Origin of the sequence: Micromonospora sp. DT63, from assembly GCF_049841615.1 — a bacterium.
Lineage (GTDB): Bacteria > Actinomycetota > Actinomycetes > Mycobacteriales > Micromonosporaceae > Micromonospora.
In genome coordinates this window covers 762,400-786,346 of sequence record NZ_JBNCKQ010000002.1, presented here as the reverse complement: position 1 = coordinate 786,346, position 23,947 = coordinate 762,400, and the positions used below count along the sequence as shown (strand labels likewise).

Below are 23,947 nucleotides of genomic sequence, written 5' to 3'. Positions count from 1 at the left end.
ATGGAAAGGAAATCCCCGTTGAGCCGCGTTCTGGTGGTCGAGGACGAGGAGTCGTTCTCCGACGCCCTGTCGTACATGCTCCGTAAGGAGGGCTTCGAGGTTTCGGTCGCCGCGACCGGTACCGATGCCCTCACCGAGTTCGACCGAACCGGCGCCGACATCGTGCTGCTCGACCTGATGTTGCCCGAGATGTCCGGGACCGAGGTGTGCCGGCAGCTCCGGCAGCGCTCGGCCGTGCCGATCATCATGGTCACCGCGCGGGACAGCGAGATCGACAAGGTGGTCGGCCTGGAGATCGGCGCCGACGACTACGTCACCAAGCCGTACTCTCCCCGGGAGCTGGTCGCGCGGATCCGCGCGGTGCTGCGCCGGCAGAGCCCGGAGGTGGCCGACGCGGGCGCCCCGACGCTGGCCGCCGGCCCGGTCCGGATGGACATCGAGCGGCACGTGGTGACCGTCGAGGGCGGGGCCGTGCAGCTGCCGCTCAAGGAGTTCGAGTTGCTGGAGCTGCTGCTGCGCAACGCGGGCCGGGTGCTGACCCGCGGTCAGCTCATCGACCGGGTCTGGGGCGCCGACTACGTGGGCGACACCAAGACGCTTGACGTGCACGTCAAGCGGCTGCGCTCCAAGATCGAGCCGGAGCCGTCGGCGCCGCGCTTCATCGTCACGGTGCGGGGCCTGGGGTACAAGTTCGAGCCGTGATCGGCCGATCCGAAGGGGGCCCACGCTCGGCGTGGGCCCCCTTTCGGCAGGTCCGGGTCCGTTCAGCGGACGATCTTGATGTTGAAGTTGGCGGTGTCGAGCCGGCCGTAGAGCCGCAACCAGAGCGGCATGAGCATCTCGGTGCCCCGGGCGGTGGAGAGGTCGCCGAGGTCGATCACGTCGGTGTGGCCGAAGTTGACGAGCAGCCCGGTGACGATCCGCTTGGCCTCCGCGTCGTCGCCGGAGACGAAGACCGTGTGCGCGCCGTCGGCGAGCTGGCGCGGGCGCACCATCAGCTCGGCGGTCAGCGTGTTGAGCGACTTGACCACCCTGGCCTGCGGGAACTCCCGCTGGATCTGCTCGGCGAGGGAGTTGGTGTCCTGCACCGTCAGGGTGGGTGGGAAGCCCGCACTGAAGTCGAGCGGGTTGGCGATGTCGAGCAGGACCTTGCCAGCCAGGTTCGCCGCGCCGGCCGCGGTGAGCGCCGGCAGGGAGCCGCTGCCACTGGTGGCGTTGACCACCAGTTCGGCGTCCGCGGCCGCATCCGCGTGGGTCGCCAGGCCCACCTCGGGGTGCTCGGCGGTCCAGGCGGCGTAGTCGCCGGCCAGGGTGGTCGCGACGTCGCGGGTGCCGATGGTGACCTGGTGGCCCAACTCCGCCGCGCGGGCGCTGATGGTCCTGCCGACCGAGCCGGTGCCGAGAACTGCGATGCGCATGTCGATCGATCCTCCACTCGGGCGCGGTGGCCTCGCGCCGACTGCCGGTAGGCTAACAGACAGGTCTGTCTACTGCTGCCCCTCGGGAGGCGACAGGGCAGGTGTCTCTCATTGCCTGTAGAGCTGCCCCAGAAATGGGGCGGCCGGGCGCGGCCGAACGTGGGCTGGGCGGGGGGCCGGGCGCGGCCGGGCGCGGGCCGAACGTGGGCTGGGCGGGGGCCGGACGCGGGCTGGGCGAGGGCCGGACGCGAGGCCGGGCGCGGGGGCGAACGCGGCGCGGCACCGGTGGCTCACTCCGACGGCTCCTCCCATTGGCGCCGCCCCGCACATGGGGCAGCTCGACAGGAGTCGACGACACCACCGGGCCCTGCCGCGGGACGACGTGCGGCAGCAGACGGAGCTGTCTGTAGAATCGGCCGTCACCAGCACGTCGAGGGAGTGCCGATGCCTGCCCACCGCACGCCGGCCGGCTCGGCCCGGGACCGGATCCTGGAGACCGCGTTCCGGCTCTTCTACGCCCATGGTCCGCGCGGTGTGGGGGTGGACACGGTCATCGCCGAGTCGGGCGTGGCGAAGGCGACGCTCTACAAGCACTTCCCGCGCAAGGACGACCTGGTGCTGGCGTACCTCGACCGCGTCGACCAGGCGTGGTTCGGTGCGCTGCGCGCCGCCGCCCGGGATGCCGGCGACGAGCCGCGCGACCAGTTGGTCGGGATGTTCGACGCGCTCGCCAGCGCCTGCCGGCGGGACGGCTACCACGGTTGCGCGTTCATCAACACGGCCGCCGAGTCGCCGGCCGGCGGCCCGGTGCACGCCCGGACGATCGAGCACAAGACGGTGGTCCGGGCCTGGGTGACGGAGCTGGCCCGGCAGGCCGGCGCGGCCGAGCCGGAGCTGCTCGCCCGGCAGCTCACCCTGCTGCTCGACGGCGGGCTCGCCAGTGGTGTGCTGGACGGCGACCCGGCGATCGCCGACGCGGCCCGCCGCAGCGCCCGCACCCTCGTCGACGCGGCACTGCGCTGACGGGCGCTCAGCTCAGAACAGCTTGCGCAGCGCCGTCGCGATGTCGGCCACCTCGGTCAGGCGGCTCTCCGCCACGCTGATGACCAGGTCGTACGCGATGTCCTGGTCGGTCTCGTCGAGCTGGGCGATGGTGACGGCGCGGTTCTGGAGCAGGAAGGCGATCGTCACGATCCAACTGATCCGCTTGTTGCCGTCCACGAACGGATGGTTGTTGGCCAGCGAGTGCAGCAGCGCCGCCGCCTTGGTCCACGGGTCGGGGTAGGCGTCCTCGCCGAACACACTGGTCTTCGGTCGAGCCACCGCCGACTCCACCAGGCCGGCGTCCCTGATCCCGACACCGAGCTTGCGGGCGATGGCGGCCACGTCGGCGAGGGTGGGATAGCGGACCGTCATCACTCCGCCAGGCGGGCGAGCAGTGTGGCGTGACGTTCAATGATCTCGTCGGCCAGGTCGCCGAACTCCTTGGCGTTCCGCCGTGCGAGGTAGTCGTCGATGGCGGTTACCACGACGGCGTGCATGGATCGGGCTTCCTCGTCCGCGACAAGACGGAGTCGACGTTCGCGTTCGTCGTCCAGCCGGAGGGTCATCGCCATGCTCAGATGGTAGCAAGTGTGCTACCAAGATCGGCTAGAGATTGTCGGCGGGGTGCGGGGCGACCAGGCCCTGCTGCACCCGGGCCGCGCACAGCTCGGCCAGCCGCTCGTACGCGGCCGCGCCGATCAGCGCGGTCAGCTCCGGCCCGTACGACAGGTACATCGGCTCGGCGCCCACGTGGGCGTCCGTCGAGGAGGTGCACCACCAGTCCAGATCGTGCCCGCCGGCGCCCCAGCCGCGCCTGTCGAACTCGGACAGCGTGGAGACCAGCACCTTGGAGTTGTCGGGTCGCTTGACCCAGTCCTGGTCCCGCCGGATCGGCAGCTGCCAGCAGACGTCCGGCTTGTATTCCAGCGGGTGCACCCCGTCGCGCAGCGCCTGGGCGTGCAGCGCGCACCCTCCACCGCCGGCGAAGTCGGCGTCGTTGAGGAAGACGCACGGCCCGTCGGCGCCCTGGGTGGCGGTGCGGCGGGCCGGGTTCTTGCCGTCGATCGTGTCCTCGTCGGTCCAGTTCTTGAAACCGCGCCGGTAGTGCTGCCAGGTCGACGGGGTGAGCTGTTTGACGGCGTTGCGGACACGCTTTTCGTCGTCCGAGTCGGTGAAGAACGCCCCGTGCGAGCAGCAGCCGTCGGCGGACCGACCGGCGATGATGCCGTGGCAACCGCGACCGAAGATGCAGGTCCAGCGGGAGAGCAGCCAGGTCAGGTCGGCCCGGATCAGGTGGGTCTCGTCGGCCGGGTCGGCGAACTCGATCCACTCCCGGGGAAAGTCCAGCGGCACCTCGCGGCTGCGCGGGTCGCCCGGGTCGTCCACCAGCACGCGGAGCTCCATCGTCACTCGGACCAGCGTACGCGCGGTGCCGTCCGTGGGCCGACGAGCCGCACGAACGTGTTGCACCTAGGGTCTTCACCATGCGACTGGGTGTCCTCGACGTCGGATCCAACACGGTGCACCTGCTGGTGGTCGACGCGCACCACGGCGCGCACCCCTGGCCGGCGCACTCGGAGAAGGTCGTCCTGCGTCTCGCCGAGCAGATCGGCCCGGACGGCGCGTTGACCGAGGCCGGCTCGGACAGCCTGGTCAAGGCGGTCGGCATGGCCAAGGCGGCGGCCACCGGGTTGGAGGCGGACGACCTGATCGCGTTCGCCACGTCCGCCGTCCGCGACGCCACCAACGCGGCCGACGTGCTCGCCCGGGTCCGCGACGAGACAGGCGTACGCCTGGAGGTGCTCTCCGGCGCGGACGAGGCGCGGATGACGTTCCTGGCGGTGCGGCGCTGGTTCGGCTGGTCGGCGGGGCGTCTGCTGGTGCTCGACATCGGTGGCGGCTCCCTGGAGATCGCCGCCGGCATCGACGAGGACCCGGACGTCGCGATCTCGCTGCCGCTCGGCGCCGGCCGGCTGACCCGGGAGCGGCTGCGGGTCGACCCGGACAGCGCGACGCCGCCGTCCGCCGAGACCGTCGACAAGCTGCGGGAGTACGTGGACGGGCGGCTGGACAAGGTCGTCGACCAGCTGACCGAGGTGGGCTGGGGTCGGGCGGTGGCCACCTCGAAGACGTTCCGCACCCTGGCCCGACTGGCCGGCGCGGCGCCGTCCGGGGCCGGGCTCTGGACGCGGCGCAGCCTGACCCGTGGCGGTCTGCGGCAGGTCATCGGCTTCATCCGGCACATTCCACCGACCCAGTTGATGGAGCTGGAGGGGGTCAGCGCCGGTCGGGCCCACCAGTTGCTGGCGGGCGCGGTGGTCGCCGAGGCGGTGATGCGCCGGCTCGACCTGGACACGCTGGACATCTGCCCGTGGGCCCTGCGGGAGGGGGTCATCCTCCGTCGACTCGATCAACTGGAGCCGATCTGACCAGGGTGCCGGGTTACGAGTGGTTTGCCAGTGCTCGTCCTGATGGCCCCGCGACAGCCGGGCTACGCTGGCTGATGTGACTTCCCGCGTTCCGGTGCTCCTGTCCAGCTCGTCGGTCTTCCCCGAGCCGACCGCGGCGGCGTTCCAACTGGCCGCGGCGCTCGGCTACGACGGCGTCGAGGTGATGGTCTGGACCGACGTCGTCAGCCAGGACGCGGGCGCGCTGCGCGGCCTTTCGGCGCACTACGACGTGCCGGTGCTGTCGGTGCACGCGCCCTGCCTGCTGGTCACCCAGCGGGTGTGGAGCCCCGACCCGTGGCAGCGACTGCGCCGGGCCGCCGAGCTGGCCGAGACGCTGGGAGCGCCGACGGTGGTGGTGCACCCGCCGTTCTCCTGGCAGCGGGACTACGCGCGCAACTTCGCCGAGGGGCTGGCCACTGTCGCGGACCGGTTCAACGGCCTGCGCTTCGCGGTGGAGAACATGTACCCGGTGCGGATGGCGGGTCGGCAGTTCGTCCCGTACGTCCCCGGGTGGGATCCCACCGACACCGGCTACCCGTCGTACACGCTGGATCTGTCGCACTGCGCGGCCTCGCACAGCGACCCGCTGGAGATGGCCGACCGGATGGGCGCGGGTCTGGCCCACGTGCACCTCGGCGACGGCACCGGCGAGGGCCGCGACGAGCATCTGGTGCCCGGACGCGGCACCCAGCCCTGCGGGGAGCTGCTCTCCTCGCTGGCGGCGCGGGGCTTCACCGGCTCGGTGGCCGTCGAGGTGGCGACCCGGGGCGCGAAGAGCCGCGCGGTGCGCGAGGCGGACCTGCGCGCCGCGCTGGAGTTCGCCCGCCAGCACCTGCCCGCCCAGTCACCTGTCGACGTCTGACCCCGCCCGGGCCCGGCGTCAGCTGACCGGGGTCAGCGACTCGGTGGTCGAGGTCGGCTGCGGGGCGACCGGCAGCTGCTCACCGATGGCGGCCCGCTTGCGGGCCCGGTGTGCCGCCACGTGCGAGCGGGTGGCGCAGCGCTCCGAGCAGAACCGCCGGCAGCAGTTGGACGACGTGTCCAGGTAGACGTTGCCGCACCGCTCGTCGGCGCACACCCCGAAGCGGGCGCTGCCGTACTCGCAGAGCCAGACCGACAGCCCCCAGACCGCGCCGGCCAGGTATTCGGCGCTGACCGATGCGCCCCGGCTGGTCACGTGCATGTGCCAGTCGCTGGAGTCGTGCCCGGAGATGCGCGGCTGGACCGGGAACGCCTCGAGCAGCGCGTTCAGCTCGGTCACCGCCTGGGCGTCGCGCCCCGAGGTGCCGTACTCGAAGACGTCGCGGAGCCGCTTCTGCGCCCGCCGGAAGATCGCGACGTCACGATCGGCGACCTCGTCGCGCATCCAGGCGTTGTCGTCGGGGAAGAGGGCCCGCAGGTCGTCGAGGTCGTCCAGGCGGGCGTTGACCAGGTCAACGCCGGTCCGGGCGTACGCGTCGAAGTTCACGCCCCCAACGGTAGACGACTCACGGGGTGCGCGCCGCGTCGATGTAGTGCGGCAGGAACCGCGCGTAACCGTCGGTGATCAGACTCGCGCTCTCCCGGACGCCCACCCCGGCCGACTCGCCGTCGACGATCCAGCTGCCCAGCACCACCCGATTGCCGGCGAACTGCGGCAGCGCCCGGAACTCCTGGTAGCACCAGCCCTCGTCGCCGTAGATCCCCGGATTGGTGATCTCCTCGGCGGCGGTCACGATGCGTACCGAGCCGCCCTCCCGGCCGAGCAGCGGCTTGGCCACGTACTCGGGCATGCCCCGCGGCGAGTCGAGGTACGCCGGGAGCAGGTACTCGTGGTCGGGGTACAACTCCCAGAGGATCGCGAGCAGCGCCTTGTTGGACAGCAGCAGCTTCCACGCCGGCTCGATCCAGGTGGTCGGGGTGCCCGGGGCCAGGGCGGGCGGCCCGTACGGCTCGGCCAGCATCCACTCCCAGGGGTAGAGCTTGAAGCAGGTGGTCACCGGGCGGTCGGCGGCGTCGACGAAGCGCCGGCCGTCCCAGCCGATCTCCTGGATGGGTTGCAGCTCGACGCTCAGGCCGGCCTGCCGGGCGGTCTCGGCGAGGTAGCCGGCCGTCATGTGGTCCTCGCCCGACTCCTCCTCGTTCGACCAGAGCACGTGCACCACTGGGTCGTGCAGCCCAGCGCCGATCTTGGCCCAGGCACCGACCAGTCGCTCGTGCAGGCTGTTCCACTGGTCCAGCTCGGGGCGAGTCTGCTCCAGCCAGTACCACTGGATGATGCTCGCCTCGACAAGCGCCGTAGGTGTGTCGGCGTTGTACTCCAGCATCTTCGGCGGCCAGGTGCCGTCGTACGCCAGGTCGAAGCGCCCGTAGAGGGTGGGTGGCGCCTCGCGCAGCGACCGGGCCACCGCGTCGGCCGCCCAGGCGGGAATGCCGAACTCGGCGTACCGGCGCTGCGCCACCACGTGCTCGGCGGCGGCCACCGACATCCGGTGCAGCTCCTCCGTGGCCTCCTCCAGCCGCAGCACCTCGTCGAGGTCGAAGGCGTACGCGGCGGTCTCGTCCCAGTACGACATGATCCCGCCGTCGGGCAGCTCGGTGTCGACGTAGACCAGCCCCTGCGCGCGGATGGTGGCGTCCCAGTCGGGCCGGGGTGGCACGGATTCGCGGCGCACGTCAGCCGCCGCAGGAGGCGAGGTGGGTGCCGAATCCGCCGCGCTCGGGCAGGGCGGCCGTCGTCGGCTCTCCGGCGGTCCGCCCCGCGGCGGGCGCGGTGACCCGCATCGCCAGCGCGACCGTGTCGCCGCCGCCGACCGGCCCGAGGGCACAGTCGTCATCGTCGTCGTCCGAGGTCATGTTGCAGCCGGAGAGGGCGAGCGCGAGAGCGGTGAGCGCGCCGAGCTGCACGGAGGCCGACCGGAGTCGGCGGCGGGGGCGTTGGTCCACGGCATCGTTGTAGTCGATCGACGCCAGTACCGCAGCCCCGGCCGCCCCTCGGCGGGGGTCCTGGCAGGGGCGATACGCTCGGCTCATGCTCCGTTCCGTCATCCTCGCCGCCTCCCGGTCATCCCAGGTCGAGCGGCTCGTCGCGACCGCCCCGTACACCCGGGACGTCGTTCGCCGGTTCGTCGCCGGCGCCGCCACCGACGACGCGTTGCGCGCGACCCGCGGGCTCGTCGACGACGGTCTGGCCGTCACCCTCGACCATCTGGGCGAGGACACCGTCACCCCCGAGCAGGCCACGGCCACCCGGGACGAGTATCTGAAGCTGCTGAAGATGCTCTCCGGGGCCGGGCTGACGCCGGCCGCCGAGGTGAGCGTGAAGCTCTCCGCGCTCGGCCAGATGTTCGACGAGCAGTTGGCGTACGACAACGTGCGGGCGATCTGCGCGGCCGCCGACGCGGCGGGCACCACCGTCACCCTGGACATGGAGGACCACACCACCACCGACTCGACGTTGGAGGTGCTGGCCAAGCTGCGCAAGGACTTCCCGTCGACAGGCGCGGTGCTCCAGGCGTACCTGCGGCGGACCGAGTCGGACTGCCGGGAGTTGTCCTCCGCCGGGTCGCGGGTGCGTCTGTGCAAGGGCGCGTACCGGGAGCCGGAGTCGGTGGCGTACCAGTCGGCCCGCGAGGTGGACAAGTCCTACGTCCGCTGCCTCAACATCCTGATGTCCGGCGACGGCTACCCGATGCTGGCGACCCACGACCCGCGGATGATCGCGATCGGCGAGGACCGGGCACGCTGGTTCGACCGGGGGCCGGATCGCTTCGAGTTCCAGATGCTCTACGGCATCCGGCCCGAGGAGCAGGCCCGGCTGGCCGGCGAGGGCTACACGGTGCGCACCTACGTGCCGTACGGCGACGAGTGGTACGGCTACCTGATGCGTCGGCTCGCCGAGCGTCCGGCGAACCTGGTCTTCTTCGGCCGGGCCCTGATCTCCAAGAAGTAGGAGCCGCTTGACGCGCTTGGCTAATTGCCTTAGCTTCAAGCTATGACAGTTAGCCAGGTGCGGCGCGACGGCGGACACATCGCGTACGAGGTGCACGGCGACGGCCCGCCCGTCGTCCTCGCCCACGGCATGGGCGAGAACAGGGCGAGCTTCCGACACCTCGTGCCGCTGCTCGTGGCCGCCGGTCACCGGGTCGCCTCGGTCGACGTACGCGGGCACGGGGAGTCCAGCGTCGGCTGGCCCACGTACGCCCCGGCGGAGGTCGGCGCCGACCTGCTGGCCGTCGTCCGTGACCTCGACGCCGGGCCGGCCGTGCTGGTCGGCAGCTCGTCCGCCGCCGCGTTGGTGGTCTTCGCCGCGACCGACGCGCCCGAGCTGGTCTCCGGCATCGTGCAGATCGGCGCGTTCGTCGGTCAGCCCAAACTCAACCCGCTGCTGCGGCTGGCGATGGGAGCCGTGCTGCGCAGTCCACGACTGTTCGGGATGTTCCACAACACGCTCTTCCCCGTGCACCGGCCGGCCGACGACGCGGCGTACCGTCGGTCGATGGTGGCCAACCTGCGCGAGCCCGGCCGGATGGCCGCGACCCGCGGTGTGATCGCGCCGGTCGAGCCGCACTGGACCGCCCGCGCGCCGCAGGTACGCCAACCGGTGCTGGTGCTGATGGGCGCGAAGGACCCGGACTTCCCCGACCCGGGGGCCGAGGCGAGGGCGGCCCGCCGGCTGTTCCGCGTCGCCGAGGCCCGGATGATCGAGGAGGCCGGGCACTACCCGCACGCCGACCGGCCGCGGGCCACCGCCGACGAGCTGGTGGGCTTCCTGGCGGTGTGTGCCGGTGCCTAGGGCCGGGCTCAACCAGCAGACAGTGGTGCGCGAGGCCGCCCGGCTGGCCGACGAGGTCGGCTACCACCAGCTCACCCTCGCCGCGCTCGCCAGCCGGCTCGGAGTCGCGCTGCCCAGCCTCTACAAGCACATCAAAGGGGCGGACGCGCTGAGCCAGAAGCTCGCCGCGCTGGCCAGCGCCGAGCTGGCCACCGAGCTGACCACGGCGGCCGCCGGCCGCTCGGGTGGGGACGCGCTGCGGGCGATGGCGGACGCCTACCGCGCGTACGCCCACCGGCACCCCGGGCGCTACCCCGCCACCCAGCGGGTGCCCGACCCGTCCGACCCGGAACACGTCGAGGCGGGCGAACGCGCGGTAGGCGCCATCTTCGCGGTGCTGCGCGGCTACGGACTCACCGGCGACGACGCGGTGGACGCGACCCGGGCGCTGCGCAGCGCCCTGCACGGTTTCGTCGCCCTGGAGGCCGCCGGTGGCTTCGGCCTGCCGCGCGAGGTCGACAGGTCGTACCACCAGTTGGTCGCCGGCCTGGACACCGCATTCCGCTCCTGGCCGGCTCGGGGAGCCTGACCCGGTCCGATCGGCCCGGGTCGGCCTCGCCCGATCCGCCCTTTGGTCGTACCCTTCGGCGGGTGACTGACGGGGTGCAGCAGCCGGCACCGCGGCGGCTCTGGCCGCTGTGGACCGTGCTCGTCGTGATGGTCCTGCTGCTGGGCTGCGGCCTTCCGGCGGCGTTGATCGTCGGTGCGGTCCGCGAGGCCGGCGGCCGGGCCACGATCAGCCGGGCCGGCGCCGCCGCGACCGACGACCCGGCCACCGCCGTCGCCCGTGCTCTGTCCGACCGGATGACAGCGCAACTCCAGCGGCAGTCCACGGCGCTGCTCGGCGGCGACCGGGCCGGCTTCCTCGCCGTCGCCGACCCCGCCGCGCATTCCGACCTGCGCCGTCGCTTCGCCGCGCTGCGCGCCCTGAAGGTGACGGTGTGGCGGGCCGAGCCGAGCGGCCTGCCCGTACCTGTCGTCGGTAAGCCGGGCGAGTGGCGGCTCCTGGTGCGCTTCCAATACTGCTTCGTCGCGCCCGGCTGCCGACCGAGCCCCGTGCTGATCGGCACCCGCTGGCGGGAGAACGGCGACCAGCCCCGACTGATCGCGCTGGAGGAGTCGAAGTCCGCCGAGACCGGCACCCGACCATGGGAGATCAGCGAGCTGGCCGTGGCGGTCGGCGCCCGGACCATCGTCGCCACCACGCCGGCGCTGCGCGGCAAACTGGCCGGCCTGCTGACCCAGGCGGAGGCCGCCGCCGCTGTCGCCGACACCTACGCGGTGACCGGCTCGCGGCCGGACCGCTACCGGGTCTTCTACGCCGGTCGGACGGAGTGGCAGCGCTGGTACGGCGGCGGACGCCCACAGTGGACCGGCGGCTACGCGGTGACCGTGGGCGGCGGCCACCACGAGGTGGTGCTCAATGCCGACGGATTGACCAGCAGCGGCACCGACGACCTGCTCCGGCACGAGCTGACCCACGCCGCCTCGCTGCCGGAGCGCGGCTACCCGGGCAAGACGACCTGGTGGCTCGTCGAGGGGCTGGCCGAGTTCGCCGGCTCGGGCGGCCAGCCGGTCGACAGGTACGAGGGGCTCGCCGAGGTGCGCAAGCTGGTCCGGGGCGGTTGGGACGGCCGGCTGGAGGGCGTCACGCCCGCCGACGACGCGCCCGCCGAGCGGGTCGGTGGCAGCTACGGCGTCGGCTACCTCGCGGTCCGCCACCTCGTCGACAGGTTCGGACCGGAGCGGCTGCTCGCCTTCTTCAAGGCTGTGGTGCACGAGCGCAAGACCGCCGACGTCGCCGCCGAGCAGGCGTTCGGCGAGCAGTGGTCGACACTGCACGACGAGTGCGTCGCGTACGTCCGCGCCACCAGCGCCTGAAAGGCTGCCGGTGGCCAGGGACCCGGTCACCAGCACGTGGCGCGGCGTGCCCGGCTGACCTGTTCCCGGGGACTGGCGGGCGGCTGGGCGCCCGGACGGCGGCGGGCGGGCCCCGGAGGAGCCGCCCGCCGCCGTGCTCAGCTCACCAGGCGGAGGAGATCTGGCTACGGGCGCCGAGCATGCCACCCGCGATTCCCGGATACATCCACAGGATCCCGGTCGAGTTCTCCCGGGCGATCACGTCCGCCTTGCCGTCCCGGTTGAAGTCGGTCAGACCGAAGGAGGTGTAGCCGGCCCAGCCGATACCGACCTGGGTGATCGTGTCCGGTCCCAAGTCGTAGAGCTTCAGCAGGCCCGTGCTCGCCTGCCGAGCGTAGATGTCCGGCGTGGCGTCCCCGACGACGTTGGCGACGCCGAACCCGGTGAAGTCGGTGCTCCAGCCGTTGCCGATGTCCGCTCGCGTGCCACCGCCGCCCTTGAGGTCACCCGGGTAGACCCACAGGTCGTTCGTCGATCCAGCGGTGAAGATGTCCTGGTAGCCGTCCCGGTTGTAGTCGCCCACGCCGAACGGGCGGTAGTTGCACCACTGGATCCCCAGGAAGGTGGGGGTGGGACTCAGGTCGTCCGCCGTGCCCAGGAAGACCTTGAGCTCGCAACTGACGTTGTCCCTGGCCACGATGTCCTGGTACCCGTCATGGTCCCAGTCGGCGATGCCGAAGGCGGTGAACTGGTTCCACCCGTTCGAGACCAGGCGCGGCTTGGACAGCTGCTCGGAGCGCGGCGGGGAGCCATCGTTCGGCGGGGTCAGCTTCCGGTACTTCCACAGGTTGCCGTCCACATCGCTGGCGTAGATCTCGGTTTCCAACTGACCGGTGCCGGGTGGGGTCCACGTGGTCGCCCCGACCGGCGTGAGGGAGCCGTTCTTGGCGCTGTTGCTCGCCCCGACCTGGGTGGGGGTGAGGGCCCGCTTCCACACCTGGAGGTTGCTGAGCATCCCGGCGTAGTGCGCGGTCGCCACGCCCTGGTACTTGTAGCGGCCGACCACGAACTTGCCGGTGCTCGGCCACGTGGGCGTCGCGGTGTACTGGGCGTTGCCCTTCAGGACTCCGTTGACATAAAGCGAGATGATCCTCGTGTCGGCGTTGTAGCTGGCCACCAGGTGCGTCCACACACCCAACGCCGTCCCGGCCGGCGTCACCACCTGGGTGTACGACCAACCGCTGTCCGCGTTGCCCAGGCCGAACCGCCAGGTGTTGTCGCTCGCGTTGTTCCAGAGCAGGAAGCGCGACGCGTTCGCTCCGTCCTCGCTGGCGATGACGCCACCGGCCGCCGTCGGCTTGGCCCAGACCGAGAGGGTGAACGACTTGCTCGTGTCGATCAGCCGCTCGGGACTGGTCAGTGCCGTCTTGTTGGTGTAATCGACCTGGGTCGCGGTGGAGTCGGTGTTCAGCACGACGACCTGCGGGAACAGCTCACCCTGACGCCACTTCGCGCTCACGCCGGGCTTGGTCGGCGAAGGTTCGGTCACCTCGACCCCGAGCGACTTGCCGCCGGAGATGTCGGTGGCCGTGCTGAGCACCCCGTCTCCCGCTTCGTCGAACTTGTCGTCGAACTGCCAGGTGTGATCGGAGGTGATCAGCGTCTGCTTGGGCTGGGCGGTGATGGTGGCGCTGCCGGCCTGGAGGTTGGTGACCAGCCAGGCCGTGGTGGCCGCACCGGCACCGACGGTCCACAGGTCGGGGGTGCCGTCACGGTTGATGTCCCCGGCGCGCAGGCTGAGCGCGACACCGGTGTTCCAGCCGCCGGCCGCGAGGGTACGCGCGGTGTAGGTGAGCTGGCCGGTGTCCTCGTTGTAGGCCAGGTCGGACCACAGGTAGAGTGCGCCGGTGGTCCGGTTCCGGAGGAACATCGCCGTGCCGGTACCGGTCTGGGCGGTGGCGATGGTCCAGTTGTTCCAGTCCGCGCCGCCGGTCGGGGTCGCCGCACCGGTCGAGGTCGCTCCGAAGAACAGGCTGGTCCCCGGGAAGCTGGGGTAGTAGGTGAGCTGGTAGCCGTTGGTGGCGTCCCCACTGGTACCGATCAGGTCCGGGAAGCCCGACCCGGTGCCCCGAGCCTCACCGGCGTTGGCCAGCTGGATCGGCGACCGGCCGTACTCGTCGAGGAGGTACTCGCTCATCAGGCTGGTCTGAACGCCGCCGCGCTCCGGCATCAGGACGGAACCGTCGCCGTTGCCGGCGAAGATGCCCCCGCCGCCGGCGTTGGTCCCCGTGGGGTAGTAGACCAGCACGTCCTGGAGGCCGCCGCCGGTGAATCGACCGGTGATGACCTGGCCTCCGTTGAAGTCGGTGGGTGAGTTGTTGCCGGTGACGCCGTTACCTCGCGCGCCCATGTTGCTGATGCTCGGGTTGAGCCCGGCTGAACCGCTGTTCTCCGCCAGCCACAGGCCGGCCGTGAGGTTGTTGACCGAGCCGACGGTGAGCAGGTCGGCCCAGCCGTCACCGGTCAGGTCGCCGTCCGGTGCGATGGTGGTCGGCGGGTCGGCGTTGAACGGCAGCGTCGCGGTCTCGCCGAAGTTCTTGCCTGCCGCGGTCACGCTGGTCACGGAGATCGTGTTGGTGAAGCGGGTGGGCGTGACCTGGATGTTGGCGTTGCCACTCGCGTCGGGGGTGACGGCCTGCGGGGGTGCCGCATTGAGCTGGTAGACGTAGCTGGTGGGGGCGGTGCCGCTGGACGGCGCCTTGACCGGGATGGTGATCGGCTGCCCGATGGTCGCCGGTTGGGTCAGTTCGGGGATGTTGGGCGGCCCGGCCCGGGTGGCGTCGAAGGCGAACCGGCAGGTGGTCGACCAGTTGCTGGCGGTGCGGAAGTCGGTCGTCTGCACTTTCCAGGCGAAGGTCGCGAACTTGCTCGTACCCGCGACGGCCGCCAGTGTGGCTCGGGGCACGATGAACACCGCCGTGGTGCCGGAGGAGTACGTGAGCAGGCTCGGGTTGGTGCTGGCGATGGCCGTCTGAGCGGGATCGCCGTCCTTCCACACCTTGAAGGTGACCCCGAGGGTGCCCTTGTCGGCATCCGAGACCGGCGCGTACAGCGACACCGCCGTGTCACCGACCACCGTGGGGTTGGCGGCGGTGCACGCGGTGGTCGGGGAGGTGCTGAGGCCGGTCGGCGCGGCGGGCGCGTGGTTGTACCGGATAGTCAGGGTAGGGCTGGTCTCGAGGAATTCCTTCCAGCTCTGGGCGTCGCTGGCCTCGTTGGCGGCGACCATCCACAGGGTGCGCGTCGACTTCTTGGCGCTGACGTCGGCCCTGATCTGGTTGGTGATGTCGAAGGAGACGCCGGCGGCGTCGCAGCCGCTGTAGCCGTACGCGAAGCTCTTGCTCGCGATGGCGCTGCCCTTGCTCACCCCCTCCCAGTAGTTCCAGGTGGCGTTGCCAGAGGTCAGTGTGGTGCTGGGACCGTAGATGTTGACCGTCTTGTCGGTGCAGCTCCACGAGCGGGTGTTCGTAATCTTGAAGACGGCGTCCGCGATCTCGGCACCGGCCAGGGTGCTGTAGGGCACCGGGAAGTTGATCAGGGTGTTCGACCGCTGGCTGCCCGAGTTGCCGACCTGCATCCGGCCGATGGGGTCCGGGGTGTTCTTCCAGTAGTTGGTCGACTGGTGCTGATAGGAGATCGAGGCCCAGCCGCTCATCTTGGGGCCGACGGGCGTCCAGTTGAACGTGGGGTCGATGTAGAGCGGATAGACCGCGGTCGGGTCGGTCAGCAACGCCCGGTCGGGGGTGAGTCGCAGGTTCCCGGCGGCGATCCGCACACCGATCGGGGCCGTCCGCGCACCACGGCCCGGTCCGCCGGGGGTCGACGCGGCAGCCCGCTCGTTCGTACCCGTCTTGGCGTTCGCGCCCGGGGCGGAGTCCCACATGGCCGGGGCGGAAGCGGTGAGCACCGTGCGGCCACCCCGGTCCCGGCCGGTGATGTTGCCGACTGGGTCGGCCGCCAGGGTGACGCCCTTCGTCACGGTGGCGAGGTCGAGTGCGGCGAGCCGAGGGTCTGCGGCCGCCTGTCGGTTCTTGACCACGAAGACGTGCGAGAAGGAGCCCTCACCGCTGACCCGGACGGTCAGGTCGACCCCGGGCAGCACCTCGGCGTAGGTGGCGGTGGGCCCGGACAGGGTCGGCGCCGGCAGGGTCAGCGGGGCGGTCACCGACAGTGCGCGGTCGCCGCTGGTCATCTCCGCGAGCGGGCCAGTGCCGCCAGCGGAGACACGGATCGGATTGGTGGTGACGGCGGCGCTGATGCTGCCGTCAGCGTTGCGGACCAGCGTCGGATCGAGGTCCTTCCAGGCGCCGTTCACCCTGGTCCGGGTGGGTACGGCGGACTGGGTCAGCTCCATCGTCCCGTCCGGGCGGGCGGTGAAGGTGGCGGTCGACGTGCCGGCGCCGGTGGCCTCGACCGGCTTGCCGGTCCGCCTCGCCTCGACCAGCGCCCGATCGACGCTGAGTGATCCGCTGGCAGGCGCAGGTGCGGGTTTGCCTGGCGCGGCGGCTGCCGGTGCGGCGGGCAGGATGGCGGCCGTGGTGGCCAGGACCATGCTGGCCGCGACGCCTGTCGTGAGCCTGCGTCTGGCGGTAGGTGTCCTCGGTGGAGGACCGATTTTGAGCATGATGCGCTTACTCCCCCGTGAGTCTGGCCGGCGGTCGCGGAACACGTCCGTTGGGCGGCAACAGTGAAGCAGCACTTCCGGCCTTCGTGGAACGCCGGTTGTCACATGGGGTTGTCCTTTTCGAACTCACTGCGATGGATTTGCCGACCGCCATCAGAGGTCATCGTTATCGTCTCGTTACCTTCGGGTCGATCCAACGTGAAACATTGATCGCGCCACGGGGGTGTGCGACCGAACACCCTGCGTGGCTTTTCTGGCAACGCGCAGAGGTGAGGATCGAATGGTCGGGTACGGGGGATTACGACTGCACACACGTCCCAGACGTCTGGTAGCACTGGCCACGGCGGCGTCCCTGGTGGCGAGCCTGTTGGCCGGGGCGCCGGCGGCGGCGAAACCGGAAGACGGCGGGGTGTCCAAGCTGCCGCCCATGTCGCCCGGGCGATCGGTGACCGGCGTCAAGCCACTGCCCACGAGCTTCGTGACACCACCCGACCAGGCGAAGTCGACCTACCGGCCGTCGCGCACGGCGTGGCCGAAGGCCGCGTCGGCAACGGTCGAGCTGACCGCGACGACCTCCGCGGCCCGCGCCGCCGCGCCGGCGAAGGCACGCGCCGCGGGTACCCCGATCTGGGTGACACCGGTCGCCAAGGGCGGCCGCTACGCCGGTCCGCAGCAGATGCGGGTGGGGATCGCGGACCGCGCTGCCACCGAGGCGGCCGGCGTGGACGGCGTCCTGCTCTCGGTGACGCCGTCGTCGACCGGACGCGCCACCGGCGCGGTACGGGTCGGCGTCGACTACGCCGAGTTCGCGGAGGCGTACGGCGGCAACTACGGTTCCCGCCTGCGACTCGTGCAGCTGCCGGCGTGCGCGCTCACCACACCGGGGCTCGCCGCCTGCCGGACGCCCATCCCGCTGGCCTCAACCAACGACGCGGCGGCCAACTCGGTGTCGGCGGAGGTCCCGCTGACGACCGCCGCCGCCGACAGCCGGTCGGCCGGGTCGGCGATGGTGCTCGCCACCGTCGCCGGTGTCGGCGATGAGGGTGGCAAGGGTGGCACCTACGCCGCGACCGACCTGAAGCCGTCCGGCTCCTGGACCGCGGGCGGTAGCACCGGCTCGTTCAGCTACTCGTACCCCCTTGCCGTGCCGCCGACTCGGTCGAAGCTCGTGCCGCAACTGGCCCTCTCCTACGACTCCGCGGGGGTCGATGGTCAGACCTCGGCGACCAACGCGCAGGCGTCCTGGGTGGGCGACGGCTGGACCACCCCGAAGTCGTACGTCGAGCAGACCTTCGTCTCCTGCTCCGACGACCCGGGCGGTAGTCCATCCCCGGTCAAGACGAACGACCGTTGCTACGCCGGTCCGATCCTCACCATCGCCCTGAACGGATCGTCGAGTTCGCTCATCTGGGACTCCGGCAAGGACACCTGGAAGGTGCAGAACGACACCGGCGCCGTGGTCACCCGGGTGATGAACTCGGGTAACGGCAGTGGCACCAAGGACACCGACTACTGGCGGGTCACCGAGCGGGACGGCACGGTCTACGAGTTCGGCCGCAACCGTCTGCCGGGGTGGACGACCAACAAGCCGGAGACCAAGTCGGTCGACTACGTTCCGGTCTACTCGGCGCACTCCGGGGACCCCTGCTACAACTCGGCGGGCTTCAGCTCCTCGGTCTGCACCATGGCGTACCGGTGGAACCTCGACTACGTCAAGGACGTCCACGGCAACGCGATGGCCTACTACTACAACCAGGCCACCAACTACTACGGCCGCAACGAGGGCGCCACCGATGTGCCGTACATCCGGGACAGCAACCTCGCCCGGATCGACTACGGCTTCCGCGACAACGGCGCGTACGGCGTGATCCCCAACCAGGTGGTCTTCAACAGCGACGACCGCTGCCTGTCCGGCACCTGCAAGCCGCTGAACGACTCGACCAAGGCCAACTGGCCGGACGTGCCGTTCGACCTCGTCTGCAACTCCGGTACGGACTGCAAGGCCTGGAGCCCGTCCTTCTTCTCCACCGTGCGGCTGACCTCCATCGAGACCCAGCAGTACGACACCAGCAGCACCCCGTACAAGAAGGTCGACTCCTACGCCCTGACCCACACCATGCCGGCGACCGGGGACGGCACCGCGCCGACGCTGTGGCTGACCTCGATCACCCGCACCGGGCACGACACCACCTCGGGCGGCTCCACCAGCGCCATCGCCCTGCCCTCGGTGTCGTTCACCGGCATCAAGCTGCCCAACCGCGTCGACGTCACCGGCGGCTACCCCTCGTTCTACCGGCAGCGCATCGCGACGATCACCACCGAGACCGGCTCGGTGATCTCGCCCAGCTACGAGCTGCCGCAGCCCTGCAGCGCGCCGGTGACGGTCAGCCCCGCGTCCAACGGCAAGTCCTGCTACCCCGTCTACTGGACGCCGGAGGGGGTGCCGAACCAGATCCTGGACTGGTTCCACAAGTACGCGGTCACCCGGGTCACCGCCACCGACCCCACCGGGGGTGCGCCGGCCACCTCGACCAGTTACGAGTACGTCGGCAACGCCGCATGGCACTACGACGACAACGAGGTGGTCAAGGCCAAGTACCGAACCTACGGACAGTTCCGTGGCTACGGCAAGGTCCGGGTCCGCAACGGTGACGGCGTCAACGACCCGCGCACGCTGGCGGACACGACCTACTACCGCGGCATGAGCAGGAACAACAACACCACCGTCGTCAACGTCACCGACAGCGCCGGTGGCACGCACGAGGATGTCGACCAGCTCGCCGGCCGCCCGCTGGAGGCCACCACCTACCTGGGCGACGGCGGCCCGGTCGACAGCTCGACCGTCACGTCCTACTGGGTGTCCGGCGCGACCGCGACCCGCACCCGCACCGGGCTGCCGGCTCTGACCGCGACGTTCGCCGCGCCGGTGCAGACCTGGCGGCGTCAGGCGGTCACCACCGGCGCCACCACCACCTGGCGGTACAGCCAGACCGACATGTCGTACGACGCGTCGACGAGCTCCCCGACGTTCGGGCTGTTGCAGCACTCGTACGACCACACCGTTCCGGCGGACCCGAAGTACGACCGCTGCACCAGCACCAGCTACGCCCCGGTGAACACCGGTCTCAACCTGGTCGGCCTGACCAGCCAGGTGGAGACCGTGTCGGTGGCCTGCGGTGGCTTCACCGCCGGCTCGCCGACCTCGGTGCCGGGCAGCACCAACACGCTGAGCGCCCCGGCCACGGTCAACCGGCCTGCGCAGGTGGTGTCACACGTCCGCACCTTCTACGACGACACGACCTTCGCGACCACGTTTCCGCAGGCCGCCCCGACCAGGGGCAACGTGACAATGGTCCGCAAGGCGTCCGACTGGGCCTCCGGCGGCTACACCTACCAGACGACGGACCGGGCCGAGTTCGACGCGTACGGCCGCGCCACCGGCAGCTGGGACGGTAACGGCAACAAGGCCACCACCACCTACACGGACAACGCCACCGGTCTGACCACCGGCATGACCCTGCAGAACGCCGAGGGCCACGCCACCACCACGACCATGACCACGCTACGGAATCTGCCCACGAGCAGCACCGACGCCAACGGCGTGGTCACCAGCACCCAGTACGACGCGCTCGGCCGCCTGACGGCGGCGTGGGTGGCGTCCCGGCCCACCAGCGCTCCGGCGAACGTGAAGCACAGCTACACGGTGTCCAAGACCGGGCCGACCGCCACGACGACCGAGACGCTCAACAAGAACAACGGGTACCGCACCTCGACCACCATCTACGACGCCCAGTACCGGGTGCGGCAGACCCAGTCGGTCACGAACACGGGTGGCCGGATGGTCACCGACTCGTTCTACGACAGCCGGGGATGGGTGCGCGCGACCTACAACGGCTGGTGGGATGCCGCCACCACGCCGAACACCACTCCGGTCTACACCGACAGCCTTGTGAAGAAGGCCCTGAACCAGACCTTCAACACCTACGACGGGCTCGGCCGGGTCATCCTGGCCGAGAACGCCCGCGACGGGGTGGTCAAGTCGTCGACCAGGACGGTGTACAACGGCGACCGCACGACGGTCATCCCGCCGACCGGCGGCACCGTCACCGCGACGGTCAGCGACCCGATGGGCCGGTTGGAGGAGCAGCTCCAGTACATCGCGGCCCCGACGCTTGTCTCGCCGAGCAACCCGTTCACCGGCGTCTACCGCCTGACCGGCGGCACCACGGTGGCCACCAGGTACGGCTACGACAGCCACGACAACCAGTCCACCCTGACCGACACCGCGGGCAACGTCTGGACCAGCGGGTTCAACCTGCTGGGACAGGTGGTCAGCAAGGATGACCCGGACGCCGGGACCAGCACCACCCGCTACGACGGTGCGGGCAACGTCGTCGAGTCGACGGACGGCCGGGGCAAGACCGTGTCGTACACCTTCGACAAGATCAATCGTCGTACCGGCAGCTTCGCCGCCGCGGTCACGGCGCAGTCGGCCAGCAACCAGCTGGGCGCCTGGGTGTACGACAACGACAACACCGCCGTGGCGATGACGAACCCGGTCGGCAAGCTGACCACGGCGACCGCCTTCCGCAACGGCGCCGCGTACAGCACCCAGTGGACCGGCTTCGACGCCTTCGGCAACTCCAAGGGCGAGACGATCACCATCCCCGCCGCAGAGGGGGCGCTCGGCAACACGTACGGCTTCGGGCACACCTACTCGGCCACCATCGGAATCCCTCTCGCCGACACCTACCCGGCCCGGGGAAACCTGCCTGCCGAAACCGTGTTGCGTGGCTACACCGGAGTGCTGGACCTGCCGACCACCGTCGGCGGCCTCGCCGGCTACAGCCAGTCCGCCGACTACGACGCCTGGGGCCGGATCACCCGCAACGTCGTCGGCTCCCCGACGAGCCTGGCCTCGATCGTCAACGTCTACGACGACCACGACGGGCGACGCAAGCAACAACTGGTGACCAAGACGACGACCACCACGACGAACGTCGACAAGCAGGACTACGAGTACGACCTGTACGGCAACATCACCAAGACGGTCAACACCCGCTACGAGCCGTCGACGGTGTCCGAGACGGAGTGCTACCGGTACGACGCGCTGCGGCGGCTGACCAAGGCATGGACGGCGAAGGACGACTGCGCGGTCACTCCGACCGTCGGTAACCGGGCCATGGTCGGCAGCGGCATCGGCGCCACCAGCGCCTACTGGACCGAGTGGGACGTCGACTCGCTCGGCAACCGGAAGAGCCAGACGCAGTACTCGCCGACCGGTGGGACCGACACCACCACCACCTACGCCTACGACGGCAACGGCAAGGGTCAGCCGCACACGTTGACGGGTACGACCACCTCCGGTGGCCTCACCGGCACCACCTCGTACGCCTACGACGACGCGGGCAACATGACCACCCGCAAGGCCGGGCAGGGCACCCAGACCCTGAACTGGGACGACACCGGCGAGTTGACGTCGGTGACCGGTGGCACGGACGGGAACAGCTCGTTCCTGTACGACGCCGACGGCAACCTGCTGATCCAGAAGGACCCGGGGGTCACCACCCTCTACCTGCCCGGTCAGCAGATCACCCTCAACACCAGCACCCAGGCGTTGAGCGGCACCCGCTACTACCCGCTGCCGAGCGGCGCGATGGCCTACCGCACGGGCAGTGGCAGCGCTTACGGGTTCACCATTCCGGACCACCAGGGCACGCCCAGCCTGTACCTGAACAACACGGCACAGATGCCCACCTGGCGGCAGTACACCCCGTACGGCGCGCCCCGCGGCGCCACCGTGACGGCACCGGACAACCGTGGCTTCCTCAACCAGCCACTCAACACGAACACCGGCTTGACCCAGGTCAGCGCACGGAACTACGACCCGACCATCGGTCGGTTCGTCTCGGTGGATCCGTTGCAGGACCCGGCCGATCCCCAGCAGTGGAACGGCTACTCCTACGCGAACAACTCCCCGGTCACGATGAGCGACCCGGACGGCCTGATCCCGGCCGACTGCATGGAGTACGACTGCTACGGCTATGATTCGCGGCCCCTCAAGGATGGCGACGGCCGTGGTGCCGGTGGTTGCCCGGGCGGCTGTGGCACCGAGGCGAACAAGGACTGGGGCAAGAAGAACGGCAAGTCGACCACCAGGAACCGGAAGCGGGAGCATCCCCGAGTCCTCGGACATGTGATCGTGGTGCCCGAAACAGTGCCGCTGGAGGAGTTCACCCGCCTCTGGAACGAACAGCGTGCCGCGAAGTTCGGCGCGTCAGCATTCTCCAACGACGAGCTGGTGCGGAACGACGAACGCGAACTCGCCATGAACATCTGTCACGAGATGGGACGGCCGGGCGGCTGCAACGAGTGGATCGAACAGCTCTGGAGCGGCCACTTCGACTTCATGGCGGCCAACCTGCCGGCGGACGAGATGTTCCAGAGCGGTGCGCTCGGTGCCTTGGGCACTGCGGGACGTGTGGCGGCACCCGGTGGGCGTCCCGCCGCCCCCGGTGGCTGCAAGAGCTTCAGCGGTGATACCCAGGTTTTGATGGCGGACGGAACCACCAAGGCCATCGACGAGTTGAAGGCTGGGGATGAGGTCATGGCCTCGGACCCGGAGACTGGCGAGCAGGGTCCCCGAGTCATCACTCATGTGTGGGTCCACCAAGACGACCTCATCGAACTCCAACTCGTTGACGCCGCAATCACGACGACCGAGGATCATCCGTTCTGGAACCAGACCGACCAGGAATGGCAGCCGGCCGACAAGCTTGACGCGGGCGATCTCGTGCTGTCGGCGGACGGCCGCACCCGATCCGTCGTTGGCGTCCGTCCGAACACTGTCCACGCAGACCTTGCCTACAACCTCACTGTTGACGGCATCCACACGTACTATGTGCTTGCCGGCAGCGCCTCGGTCCTGGTGCATAACACGGGTGGCGCCTGTGACGTTCCGGACCCTTCGACGGCCGGGAAGCCGCTCGGTCCTCATCGTCCTGCTGGGGTCGGCGACGACTGGACGGCGAGAACCGCTGATAATGGTAAGGGAACTGTTTGGCAGGCTCCCGGGGCAACAGGAAACGCGAAGATGGTTCGCACTATGAACCCGACGGCCATGTATCCGAATGGGTATGTTCGCTTTCATAACGCGCATGGCCAGCCGATCGGGCTCAACGGGAAGCCAGGTTCAAGGGCCGACACCCACATACCAATGAATCCCGACGGCACGTATTCACTCCCGGCTGGATGGTAGAAGTGAATTTGAACGTTGCAGGTCAATCGGTAACCCGTGTCTGCTTCGATGCTGCTCTCACGATTCTTACTAGTGGGGATTGCGAGTTTCGCGTAGAGACCGAATCGGTCATTAGGACGCCGTCTGGTGAAACTGTGCGATTCGACCCGGAGTCTCCGGCTATAGCCGTAATCCACCTGGTGGGCCTGGTGGGCGATAGAGTCACCCTTGCTGAAGTGGGAAGCGGTGGCGATTTACTAGTAACGTTCGAGGGCGGAGCGGAATTGACCGTCTCTCCGGATGCCGAATACGAGGCTTGGGGTCTTGTGGGGCCGAAAGAAAGGCGAGTGACGTGCATGCCTGGCGGTGAGGTAGCGCTTTGGGGCGAACGGCACGAAGCCGAATAGTTCGTGAGCCTGCGGTGTCGTTGTACTGCGGCAC

General features: G+C 70.0%; 18 protein-coding genes. 10 read left to right on the top strand and 8 right to left on the bottom strand.

Annotated features, from left to right (window positions below; translation table 11 throughout):
• Positions 1-18 precede the first annotated feature (18 nt).
• Entirely contained in the window at positions 19-702 is a 684-nt protein-coding gene (locus ACLQ27_RS10445) for a response regulator transcription factor (protein WP_139587906.1), read from the top strand.
• 62 nt (positions 703-764) lie between these two features.
• Here ACLQ27_RS10445 and ACLQ27_RS10440 read toward each other — a convergent pair whose 3' ends face one another.
• Positions 765-1,418, bottom strand: coding sequence for an NADPH-dependent F420 reductase (locus ACLQ27_RS10440; protein WP_425866508.1), 654 nt, complete (start codon positions 1,416-1,418; stop codon positions 765-767).
• 444 nt (positions 1,419-1,862) lie between these two features.
• Here ACLQ27_RS10440 and ACLQ27_RS10435 point away from each other — a divergent pair, with 444 nt between their 5' ends.
• Positions 1,863-2,441, top strand: coding sequence for a TetR/AcrR family transcriptional regulator (locus tag ACLQ27_RS10435; RefSeq protein ID WP_425866506.1), 579 nt, complete (start codon positions 1,863-1,865; stop codon positions 2,439-2,441).
• A gap of 12 nt (positions 2,442-2,453) precedes the next feature.
• On the opposite strand, the gene ACLQ27_RS10430 is transcribed toward ACLQ27_RS10435, so the two are convergent.
• The 3 genes from ACLQ27_RS10430 to ACLQ27_RS10420 are packed head-to-tail and all read right to left on the bottom strand — an operon-like array spanning position 2,454 to position 3,866.
• Positions 2,454-2,834: a type II toxin-antitoxin system death-on-curing family toxin gene (locus ACLQ27_RS10430; protein ID WP_357494703.1), complete on the bottom strand. Its 381-nt coding sequence runs from the start codon at positions 2,832-2,834 to the stop codon at positions 2,454-2,456.
• Positions 2,834-3,034 carry a hypothetical protein gene (locus ACLQ27_RS10425; RefSeq protein ID WP_074314830.1) on the bottom strand — a complete coding sequence of 67 codons (201 nt, stop codon included), beginning with the start codon at positions 3,032-3,034 and terminating at the stop codon, positions 2,834-2,836. Before ACLQ27_RS10425 ends, ACLQ27_RS10430 begins: the two co-directional genes overlap by 1 nt.
• Before the next feature lie 34 nt (positions 3,035-3,068).
• Positions 3,069-3,866: a hypothetical protein gene (locus tag ACLQ27_RS10420; protein ID WP_357494969.1), complete on the bottom strand. Its 798-nt coding sequence runs from the start codon at positions 3,864-3,866 to the stop codon at positions 3,069-3,071.
• A gap of 80 nt (positions 3,867-3,946) precedes the next feature.
• On the opposite strand from ACLQ27_RS10420, the gene ACLQ27_RS10415 reads away from it, so the two are divergent.
• Positions 3,947-4,891 (top strand): Ppx/GppA phosphatase family protein, encoded by a 945-nt coding sequence (locus tag ACLQ27_RS10415; RefSeq protein WP_234582352.1) that lies wholly within the window; start codon positions 3,947-3,949, stop codon positions 4,889-4,891.
• Positions 4,892-4,967: 76 nt separating this feature from the next.
• Positions 4,968-5,774: a sugar phosphate isomerase/epimerase family protein gene (locus ACLQ27_RS10410; protein ID WP_234582353.1), complete on the top strand. Its 807-nt coding sequence runs from the start codon at positions 4,968-4,970 to the stop codon at positions 5,772-5,774.
• Positions 5,775-5,792: 18 nt separating this feature from the next.
• Here the strand turns inward: ACLQ27_RS10410 and ACLQ27_RS10405 are convergent, their stop codons facing one another.
• Genes ACLQ27_RS10405 through ACLQ27_RS10395 form a run of 3 tightly spaced genes read right to left on the bottom strand, consistent with a single transcriptional unit; the run spans position 5,793 to position 7,924 of the window.
• A complete protein-coding gene (locus ACLQ27_RS10405) occupies positions 5,793-6,380 on the bottom strand; it encodes a CGNR zinc finger domain-containing protein (protein WP_234582354.1) in 588 nt (195 codons plus the stop codon).
• A 19-nt stretch (positions 6,381-6,399) separates the two neighbouring features.
• Positions 6,400-7,566 carry a glutathionylspermidine synthase family protein gene (locus ACLQ27_RS10400; RefSeq protein WP_357575039.1) on the bottom strand — a complete coding sequence of 389 codons (1,167 nt, stop codon included), beginning with the start codon at positions 7,564-7,566 and terminating at the stop codon, positions 6,400-6,402.
• 1 nt (position 7,567) lies between these two features.
• Positions 7,568-7,924: a hypothetical protein gene (locus ACLQ27_RS10395; protein ID WP_234582356.1), complete on the bottom strand. Its 357-nt coding sequence runs from the start codon at positions 7,922-7,924 to the stop codon at positions 7,568-7,570.
• Here ACLQ27_RS10395 and ACLQ27_RS10390 point away from each other — a divergent pair.
• The 4 genes from ACLQ27_RS10390 (at position 7,923) to ACLQ27_RS10375 (ending at position 11,606) form a co-directional block, all read left to right on the top strand.
• Positions 7,923-8,843 (top strand): proline dehydrogenase family protein, encoded by a 921-nt coding sequence (locus tag ACLQ27_RS10390; protein ID WP_234582357.1) that lies wholly within the window; start codon positions 7,923-7,925, stop codon positions 8,841-8,843. The two genes, ACLQ27_RS10395 and ACLQ27_RS10390, sit on opposite strands and share 2 nt — an antisense overlap.
• Before the next feature lie 42 nt (positions 8,844-8,885).
• Positions 8,886-9,686 carry an alpha/beta fold hydrolase gene (locus ACLQ27_RS10385; RefSeq protein ID WP_425866502.1) on the top strand — a complete coding sequence of 267 codons (801 nt, stop codon included), beginning with the start codon at positions 8,886-8,888 and terminating at the stop codon, positions 9,684-9,686.
• Positions 9,679-10,254 carry a TetR/AcrR family transcriptional regulator gene (locus ACLQ27_RS10380; RefSeq protein ID WP_425866500.1) on the top strand — a complete coding sequence of 192 codons (576 nt, stop codon included), beginning with the start codon at positions 9,679-9,681 and terminating at the stop codon, positions 10,252-10,254. Before ACLQ27_RS10385 ends, ACLQ27_RS10380 begins: the two co-directional genes overlap by 8 nt.
• A gap of 62 nt (positions 10,255-10,316) precedes the next feature.
• A complete protein-coding gene (locus tag ACLQ27_RS10375; protein ID WP_425866498.1) occupies positions 10,317-11,606 on the top strand; it encodes a hypothetical protein in 1,290 nt (429 codons plus the stop codon).
• Positions 11,607-11,748: 142 nt separating this feature from the next.
• Here ACLQ27_RS10375 and ACLQ27_RS10370 read toward each other — a convergent pair whose 3' ends face one another.
• A complete protein-coding gene (locus tag ACLQ27_RS10370) occupies positions 11,749-16,269 on the bottom strand; it encodes a LamG-like jellyroll fold domain-containing protein (protein WP_425866497.1) in 4,521 nt (1,506 codons plus the stop codon).
• A gap of 427 nt (positions 16,270-16,696) precedes the next feature.
• On the opposite strand from ACLQ27_RS10370, the gene ACLQ27_RS10365 reads away from it, so the two are divergent.
• Both ACLQ27_RS10365 and ACLQ27_RS10360 read left to right on the top strand, forming a co-directional pair.
• Entirely contained in the window at positions 16,697-23,527 is a 6,831-nt protein-coding gene (locus ACLQ27_RS10365) for a polymorphic toxin-type HINT domain-containing protein (RefSeq protein WP_425866495.1), read from the top strand.
• Entirely contained in the window at positions 23,521-23,913 is a 393-nt protein-coding gene (locus ACLQ27_RS10360; RefSeq protein ID WP_357494687.1) for a DUF6188 family protein, read from the top strand. Before ACLQ27_RS10365 ends, ACLQ27_RS10360 begins: the two co-directional genes overlap by 7 nt.
• Positions 23,914-23,947: the final 34 nt, after the last annotated feature.